The sequence below is a fragment of the Tahibacter sp. genome, assembly GCF_035481375.1.
Lineage (GTDB): Bacteria > Pseudomonadota > Gammaproteobacteria > Xanthomonadales > Rhodanobacteraceae > Tahibacter.
On record NZ_DATIGT010000112.1, the window covers coordinates 1 to 7888 of the forward strand.

Here is a 7888-nt window from a genome sequence, read left to right on the forward strand (position 1 = left end):
CCGGCCGCGGCGCGGTGCGGCGATGCCGCCGACGCGCGCCGGTTTCGCGGCCGGCGGCGTGCGCGCGAGCACGGCGATCAGCGCCCGGGCCTGCGCGCGCTGCGGCGGCGACAGCGCGCCGTAGCGGCGCAGCAGCGCGAACACATCGCCGGCGATGTCGGGCTCGATGATGTAGCGACCGCGCGATTCGCGCACTTCGTGCAGGTTCATGCTGCGCACGCCGCAGGCGATGTACTGCACGTCGTAGCCGATGCCGAGCAGCGCAATCAGCGCATCCAGCGGCATCGCGACGCGCGACTCCCAGCGCCGGACGGTCTTGATGTGGACGCTCACCGCGTCGGCCACCTGCTGCTGTGTCAATCCCAGTCGCGCCCGCTCTTCCCTCAGACGTCCAAAAATGTCCATATGCTCACCGCTTGACTGTCGAACTACGCTGACCCACACTTTTCGGGTTAGGACAGGAATGTCCCTATAGGTGCCGCCTCGCTTCTCATGTCGCCGCCGCTTGCCATCGTGCTCCTCCGTCTGCCGTCGGTCCGCTGCGCACCGACGCGCTTCTTCGTGTCCACCGCCGGTTCCCGCTACGACAGCGGACGGCCCATCGCGTCGGCGTGAAGACGGCGCGGAACGGAACGACATCTCACACACCGGCAACACGAATCCGCTTCGGCCGAATTGCACTGACTGCAAGCGGTTTGCGCAATCGGAAAAGCCCGCGACGAAAACTCGGAATAAGCGCAGGCCGATATTTGGTACAACCGTGCGCGTCGGCACGAAGCGCCTGCACGCCGGGACCAAACGCGAACGCAAGGCCTGACTCACGCGCGCGCACCTGTTGCGCGCCGTCCCGACGTCTGCATGGACGTCTGCGTACCCGGCTGCACGCACGCACCGTGCGAGCGGACTTTCCACGGACGGAGAGTCCGGCAACCCGTGCCGCGCGTCCTGCGCGAGGCACCCCCACAAGGACGAGGGGTCTGGTGGCTCATGGGTGACGAGAAGTACCTCAACGCAGCCCAGCAGCGCGCGCTGCGCACGCTGCTGATGCTGGCCGAGCACGACCTCGACGGCATAGCGCCCGGCGAGATCGCGCGCCATCTGAACACGCTGCCGAGCAACACGACGCGCGATCTCGCGAACCTGCGCATGGCCGGTCTCGCCGAGTCGCTGGAAAACGGCCGCTGGCGCATATCGCCGCGGCTCGCCGAGCTCGCGATCACCTTGCAGCGCAACGTCGAGAACGCGCGCCGCCGCTTCGACGAAGCGCGGCGGCGCTACCGGCGCGACTGACGACGCACCGGGCCGGTCACCCGCGCCGCCGGACTGAACCGCCGCGTCGCGGATACGCCGCGCACCGCCTCACGCGCCATCGCCGGCGGCTTGCGCTAGGCTTGCCCGGCCCCGTCGCGGCCGGACTCTGACCATGCCGACCCTCGTGCTCGCTTCCGCACTCGCCCGCTGGCTGCCCGACGCCGGCGGCGGCGAATACCGCTTCGACGTCGAGGCGGCTACGGTCGCCGACGCGCTGGCCGCGGCATTCGCGCGATACCCGCCGCTGCGTGGCTATGTGGTCGACGAGCAGGGCGCCATCCGTCATCACGTCGCCGTCTTCGTCGACGGCGAAGCGCTGCGCGACAAGTCGCTGTCGTCGGCACCGGCACTGACGCCGCGTTCGGAAATCTATCTGCTGCAAGCCCTGTCCGGAGGTTGACCATGAGCGAGCGGTTGCTGGTGTCCACGCGCAAGGGGCTGTTCGCGCTGCACGAGGACGACGAGGACTGGCGCATCGAACGCCATGCGTTTCCGGGCGACAACGTCACGCTCGCGCTGGCCGATGCGCGCGACGGACGCTGGTACGCCGCGCTGAATCTCGGGCATTTCGGCGTGAAGCTGCAGCGCTCGGACGACCGCGGCGCGAGCTGGCAGGAGATCGCCGTGCCGGCCTACCCGCACGGCGAAACCTTCGTGACCGGCGACGGCAAGCCGCCGGTACCGGCGAACCTCAGGCTGCTCTGGTCGCTCGAGGCCGGCGGCGCGGACGAGCCCGGCCGTCTCTGGGCCGGCACGATTCCGGGCGGGCTGTTCCGCTCCGACGACGCGGGTGCGTCCTGGCAGCTCGTCGAGTCGTTGTGGAGAAATCCGAATCGAGAAAAGTGGTTCGGCGGCGGCTACGACGCGCCCGGCATCCATTCGATCTGCGTCGATCCGCGCGATGCGCGGCGCCTGCGCGTCGCCGTGTCCTGCGGCGGCGTCTGGCAGACCGACGACGGCGGCGACACCTGGGCGCTCGCTGCCGACGGCATGTTCGCGACCTACATGCCGCCGGAACTGCGCGACGATCCGAATATCCAGGACCCGCATCGCATGGTGCAGTGCGCCGACGCACCCGACACGCTCTGGGTCCAGCATCACAACGGCGTGTTCGTCAGCCGCGACGGGGCGCGCAGCTGGCAGGACGTGCCGAACGTCCCGCCGTCGGTGTTCGGCTTCGCCGTCGCGGTGCATCCGCACGATCCCGACACGGCCTGGTTCGTGCCGGCGATCAAGGACGAATGCCGCATTCCGGTCGACGCGCAGCTGTCGGTCGCGCGGACGCGCGACGGCGGGCGCAGCTTCGAGAGTCTGCGCGAAGGACTGCCGGTGCAGGCCTACGATCTCGTCTACCGGCACGGGCTTGCGATCAATCGCGACGGCAGCCTGCTCGCGATGGCATCGACGACGGGCGGGCTCTGGCTCAGCGACGATCACGGCGACAGCTGGCGCGCGCTGTCGATGAATCTGCCGCCGGTCTACGCGGTGACGTTCGCCTGACCGGCCGACGCGGGCGCGCCGGACGTCAGTGCGGCGCGGTCAGCCGGCTGCCGTCGGCAAACACGATCTCGGCCGGCTCCCAGAGCAGCGTCAGCCGCTCGGCCGGCACGCCGACGAACGCGCGGTCGTCAGGCTCGGCCGTTCGCATCGCGTTGCCGCAGCGCACGTCGTCGTGCGCAAACGCGTCGAGCGTATCGGCCTGGTCGATCCAGCAATGCGTGCGGCGCCTGCCGGTGTCGTCGAAGACGTCGACGCCGCCCTTGGCCGAGGCGATAGTGCGGCCCGAGACGTTGACGAGCCGATAGCTCACGACGAGCACGCGCCGGCCGTTGTCGGCGGATTTCGCGCGGACGTCCGCGGGGAGGCCGAGCGCCTCGTCCTGTGTCAGCAGTTCGCGCGCAACGAGGCGCAGTTCCAGCGCGTCGCGCAGCGGTGCGAGCAGGCGGTCGCGTTCGGCGCGCCGCTGCGCGGCGACGGCGTCGCGCCCGGCCTGCTCGCGCAGGAAGCGCTCCTGCAGTTCGATCGCCTCGCCGAACGTGCGCGCGGTGAACGGAAAGTCCGGGTCGGCCATCGACGCCGGCAGCACGTCGCCGTTGCTGCGCTCGAGATAGCCGAGCACGAGTTCGCGCTCGCGCTCGCCGAGCCGGTCGAGCTGCGGCTGGATCTCCGACAGGTCGTCGACGTCGTACGGCAACCGCGTGCCATAGGGTTTGCGCAGCGCGCCGTAGAGCCCGAGCGCAGCCATCAGCGCCGCGAGGATCAGCAACCGCGTGCCGAGGCTCATGCGCGCGGCTCCGCCTTGCGCCCGGCCCGCTGCACGAGCAGCGCGAGCGCGCCGGCGACGAGGCCCCAGAACGCCGACTTGATGCCGAACAGCGTGATGCCCGACGCCGTCACGAGAAACGTCAGCAGCGCGGCTTCGCGTTCGCGCTCGTCGGCCAGCGCGGCGGCGAGGCCGTTGCCGATCGTGCCGAGCAGCGCGAGGCCGGCGATGACGACGACGAGTTCGCGCGGAAACGCCGCGAACACCGCGGCCACGGTCGCGCCGAACACGCCGACGAGGCAATAGAACACGCCCGCGGCGACGGCGGCGACATAGCGCCGCGACGGATCCTCGTGCGCCTCGCGGCCCATGCAGATCGCCGCAGTGATCGCCGCGAGATTCAGCGCGAACGCACCGAACGGCGCGAGCACGAGGTTGGTCGCGCCGGTCCAGCCGACGACCGGCGAGATCGGCGCGGAATAACCCGAGGCCCGCATGACGGCGACGCCGGGCACGTTCTGCGAGGCCATGGTCACGAGGAACAGCGGAATCGCGACGCTGACGATCGCGTTGAGGGTGAATGCCGGCGTGACCCAGACCGGCGCGGCGACTTCGAGCTTCACCGACTGCCAGTCGAGCAGTCCCTGCACCGCCGCGATCGCGATGCCAACGGCGAGCGTCGCGACGACCGCATAGCGCGGCTGCCAGCGCCGCAGCAGCACATAGGCGGCGAGCATCGCGAGCGCGAGTCCGAAGCGCGTCTCGAGCGCGACGAACGCATCGAGGCCGAAGCGCAGCAGCACGCCGGCGAGCATGCCCGAGGCGACGCCGACCGGCACGCGGTTGATCAGCCGCTCGAATACGCCGGAAAAGCCGGCTACCGCGATCAGGAACGCCGACACGACGAACGCGCCGGTCGCCTGCTCGATGCCGAGTCCCGCGGCGCCGGCCGTCAGCATCGCCGCGCCCGGCGTCGACCAGGCCGTGACGACGGGCACCCGGTAGCGCAGCGACAGCGCGATGCAGGTCACCCCCATGCCGAGCCCCAGCGCCCACATCCATGACGCGAGCTGCTCGGCGGTCGCGCCGGCCGCCTGCGCCGCCTGGAACACGATCGCCGCGGAACTCGTGAAGCCGACGAGCACGGTGACGAAGCCGGCGACGACGGCGGGCAGCGACAGGTCGCGCCAGAAGGACCGCGGCGCGGCGAGGGACGTTTCGGTGGCGGACATGGCGACGGGCCGACGGACGAAACCGGCAGCGTAGGCGCGATCGCGGTGCGACGGAAGTGGCGTGGCGGCGTGCGTCGCAGCGCGCGCGCCGGCACGCCGAAGATTTTTTTCCGCCGCGTGATCGATCGCGGCACTCCGGTTCGAGTCAGGGCGCACGGCCGCCTGCAGACGCATCGGCCGCGCCCGGATCCGGCATCGACGCCGGGTCCCTCCACGGCCCGCGGGCCATTGATTCGAGGGAGAGTCGAAAGTGAACAATGCTGCTTGTTCCACCATCCGTCGCGCCATCGTGCGCAGCCTCGCCGTCGCCGGCCTCGCGCTGGCCGCCTCGGTACAGGCGCAGACCGTGATGCCGCCGGTGACGGTGACCGCGCCGACCACCGGCGGCGGCACCGTGATCTGCAGCGGCAACGGCTGCGCGATGATGCTGCAGATGATGCAGTCGCAGGCCTACTACGAGCTGCACGACCAGATGCCGCCGCTCGGCGAGGAGAGCAACACGCCGATCGACCGCAATACGTTCTGCGGCAACCTGCGCAGCCAGAAGCCCGAAGGCTGCGGCGCGAGCCCGCCGCCCGCGCCGCTCGTGAACATCTCGTTCGACGCGTTCGCGAACTCCTTCGGCAACGGCTGCGGCGACGGCAGCTGGGCCGGCGACATCGCCGACCTGATTGCCGGCACGCTCGTCGACCATTACTCCGGCGATCCGAACCGGCCGATGTCGGGCATCAACTTCACCGGCGCCTGCAACGTCCACGACGCCTGCTACGCGGGCCAGGGCGACCGCGGCGGCTGCGACGGCGGCTTCTACACGCAGCTCTCCGGCGTCTGCAGCGCGCAGAGCGGCGAAGTGCGCGACATCTGCAACGGCTTCGCGCACGCGTATTCGGCGGCGGTGAGCCTCGGCGGCCAGGACGCCTACGACCAGGCAGGACAGGCATACCAGTGCGCGCTGTGGCACGACAACATGGACGACAACTCGTGTCCGCGCTGATGCGGCGCCTTGGCGCCGGCGCGCTCGTCGCGGCGATCGCCGCCGCTGTGGCCGGCTTTGCCGGCCGCGATGCCGCCGACGTTGCGGATGCCGCCTCTGTCCCGGCGCGACTCGACGAACGCGATGCGCAGCGCACACCGGTATCGCGCGCGACTCGTCCGGTCGATCTGCGTGACGCCGTGCGCGATGTCGCGCTGTGGCCGCTGCCCGCGGATGCGCATCTGCCGGGCGTCACGCGCAGCCGGCTGTCATCGAGCCTCGAGGACTGGATCGCGGGCCTGCCGGCAGCCGACCAGGAGCGCGCGCGGCGCTATGCGGCGCGCTATTCGCCGGCCTACGAGATCGACGACAAGGCGGTGCAGGCCTGGCTGCTCGACCGCGGCTTTCCGAGCATCGAGGAGTTCGCCGCGTTCGACTACGCGCGCGATGCGGCCGGCTGCACGCCGCAGAACTGCGCGAATCCGAAGATCGCGGCGCTGTCGGCCGATCACTTCATCGCGCAATTGGAGCAGGCGCTGCCACCGGCCGGTGCCGGCGGCGATCGCGTGCTCGGCGGTCTCGACGACGCGGCGCGGCGCGCGGCGGCGCAGTCGTATCTGCAGGCCGGGCTCTACGTCGATCGCGTGCGCAAGAGCGGCAACGTGCTGTTCGCGGCGTATCTCGACCTGCGCCGCGAGCAGGCCTTCGGGCACGACGCGCGCGCCGGGGCGAACCGCCTGTTCATCGCGGCCTGCGGCGATACGCGCATGCGGCTCGACCAGGGCCAGGCGACGCTCGCGGCCGCGCTGCTGCAGAACGCCTACGGTTCGCCGTGCAACAACGTCGGCAAGCCTGCGTTTCCATCGGTCTCGCCCGCGTTCGCCGCACGTCCGTGAAAGCAACACCGCCGCCAGGGACGGCGGCGGTGTCTTTGCCTCCGGCGAGTCGCCGACGGATCAGGGATCGATCAGGAAGCTGCAGTTGATCGAGACCGTCGTCGTCGTGCTGAGGCCGTAGGGCGAGGTCACGGTCACCGAAATCTGATTGCCCGAATTGGCGAGGCAGCGCACGTCGGCGTAGTCGCCGTGGCGCGAACTCGTGAACTGCACCTCCCCGATCGCATCCCACTCGTAGGCGAGCTCGCCGCGCTTGGGCCAGGCGTCGCAGAAATAGCCGGAGTTCACGTAGTCGAACTGGCAGACGATTTCGGTGAACTGCGGCGGCGGCGGATCGGACGCGCCGAGAATGACGAGACCCTTTCCGCTGGTACAGCTGCCGTCGAGGACGACGGGACAGTACTTGTCGACACTGCCCGGCGGGCAGGTCGCAGTGTCGAGATCGGGATCGCAGAGCGTCTGGGCCGCGACCGGCGCGGCGAACGCGGCGGCGCAAAGCGCCACGAGAACGGGATGAACACGCACGAGAATTCTCCGAATGGGCAAATGCCGGATCTGCGCGGGACGGGCGCCGGCCCGGGTTACTCGAAGCGGCGCGGGCTCATCGATCACGCGTCCGGTCACGGCGGCTGCGCCAGCAGCGCGGCGGCGCTCGCGCAGTCCGCGCGCGCGGCCTTCGCAGTGCAGTCCGCGTCGGCGTGACTGCGGCGCAGGAGGTCCAGATAGTCGCGGCGGTTGTCCGGCCGCGCGATCGCGAAACCGCCGAGCGCGGCCGGCGTGGTCAACAGCGCGAGCGCCGCTGCGGGTTGTGCATCGGTCAGCAGCAGGCGCGCATAGCCCAGGCGGAACAGCACGACGGCATTGCTCCGCGTGCCGAAGCGTTCCTCGGCCGCGGCAACCGTGTCGCGGTACAGCGCGAGCGCTTCGGCGCGGCGCGCGGCATCGGGCGCGAGCATCTCGGCGAGGTTGTAGCTCGCGCGCAGGGTGTTCGGGTGCGTCGCGCCGATGCTCGCGCGATACACGGCCACGGCGTCGCGATACGACGCGATCGCCTCGTCGCGGCGCGACAGGCCGGCCTGCACGTTGCCGAGCACCATCGCCGCGCGTGCCGCGAACGGACTCTGCGCACCGTAGGCGGCGACCGCGTCGGCGCGGACAGCGGATGCGTCGCGCAGTGCCTCGTCGTGGCGGGCGCGCTGGCGCAGCGCAATGA

At 70.7% G+C, this 7888-nt stretch carries 10 protein-coding genes; 5 read left to right on the forward strand and 5 right to left on the reverse strand.

Annotated features, from left to right (window positions below; all coding sequences use genetic code 11):
- The coding region (locus tag VLF18_RS07105) for a helix-turn-helix domain-containing protein (RefSeq protein WP_325278924.1) at positions 1-1098 on the reverse strand (1098 nt) is incomplete at its 3' end.
- Here VLF18_RS07105 and VLF18_RS07110 point away from each other — a divergent pair.
- The 3 genes from VLF18_RS07110 to VLF18_RS07120 all read left to right on the forward strand — a co-directional run bounded on the left by VLF18_RS07110 (position 988) and on the right by VLF18_RS07120 (position 2811).
- On the forward strand, positions 988-1290 hold the full coding sequence (locus VLF18_RS07110; RefSeq protein WP_325278933.1) for a hypothetical protein: 303 nt from the start codon (positions 988-990) through the stop codon (positions 1288-1290). The genes VLF18_RS07105 and VLF18_RS07110 overlap by 111 nt on opposite strands.
- 133 nt (positions 1291-1423) lie before the next feature.
- A complete protein-coding gene (locus VLF18_RS07115) occupies positions 1424-1711 on the forward strand; it encodes a MoaD/ThiS family protein (RefSeq protein ID WP_325278925.1) in 288 nt (95 codons plus the stop codon).
- Positions 1712-1713: 2 nt separating this feature from the next.
- Complete coding sequence (locus VLF18_RS07120) at positions 1714-2811, forward strand: exo-alpha-sialidase (protein WP_325278926.1); 1098 nt, start codon at positions 1714-1716, stop codon at positions 2809-2811.
- Between the two features lie 25 nt (positions 2812-2836).
- Here VLF18_RS07120 and VLF18_RS07125 read toward each other — a convergent pair whose 3' ends face one another.
- A complete protein-coding gene (locus VLF18_RS07125; RefSeq protein ID WP_325278927.1) occupies positions 2837-3595 on the reverse strand; it encodes a hypothetical protein in 759 nt (252 codons plus the stop codon).
- Positions 3592-4806, reverse strand: coding sequence for a benzoate/H(+) symporter BenE family transporter (locus VLF18_RS07130; RefSeq protein WP_325278928.1), 1215 nt, complete (start codon positions 4804-4806; stop codon positions 3592-3594). Before VLF18_RS07130 ends, VLF18_RS07125 begins: the two co-directional genes overlap by 4 nt.
- Positions 4807-5056: 250 nt before the next feature.
- Here VLF18_RS07130 and VLF18_RS07135 point away from each other — a divergent pair, with 250 nt between their 5' ends.
- Positions 5057-5800: a hypothetical protein gene (locus VLF18_RS07135; protein ID WP_325278929.1), complete on the forward strand. Its 744-nt coding sequence runs from the start codon at positions 5057-5059 to the stop codon at positions 5798-5800.
- Complete coding sequence (locus VLF18_RS07140) at positions 5788-6675, forward strand: hypothetical protein (RefSeq protein ID WP_325278930.1); 888 nt, start codon at positions 5788-5790, stop codon at positions 6673-6675. Before VLF18_RS07135 ends, VLF18_RS07140 begins: the two co-directional genes overlap by 13 nt.
- A gap of 60 nt (positions 6676-6735) precedes the next feature.
- Here the strand turns inward: VLF18_RS07140 and VLF18_RS07145 are convergent, their stop codons facing one another.
- Positions 6736-7200, reverse strand: coding sequence for a hypothetical protein (locus tag VLF18_RS07145; protein WP_325278931.1), 465 nt, complete (start codon positions 7198-7200; stop codon positions 6736-6738).
- 95 nt (positions 7201-7295) lie between these two features.
- Positions 7296-7888 (reverse strand): tetratricopeptide repeat protein (locus VLF18_RS07150; RefSeq protein ID WP_325278932.1); only part of this gene is annotated, 593 nt, incomplete at its 5' end.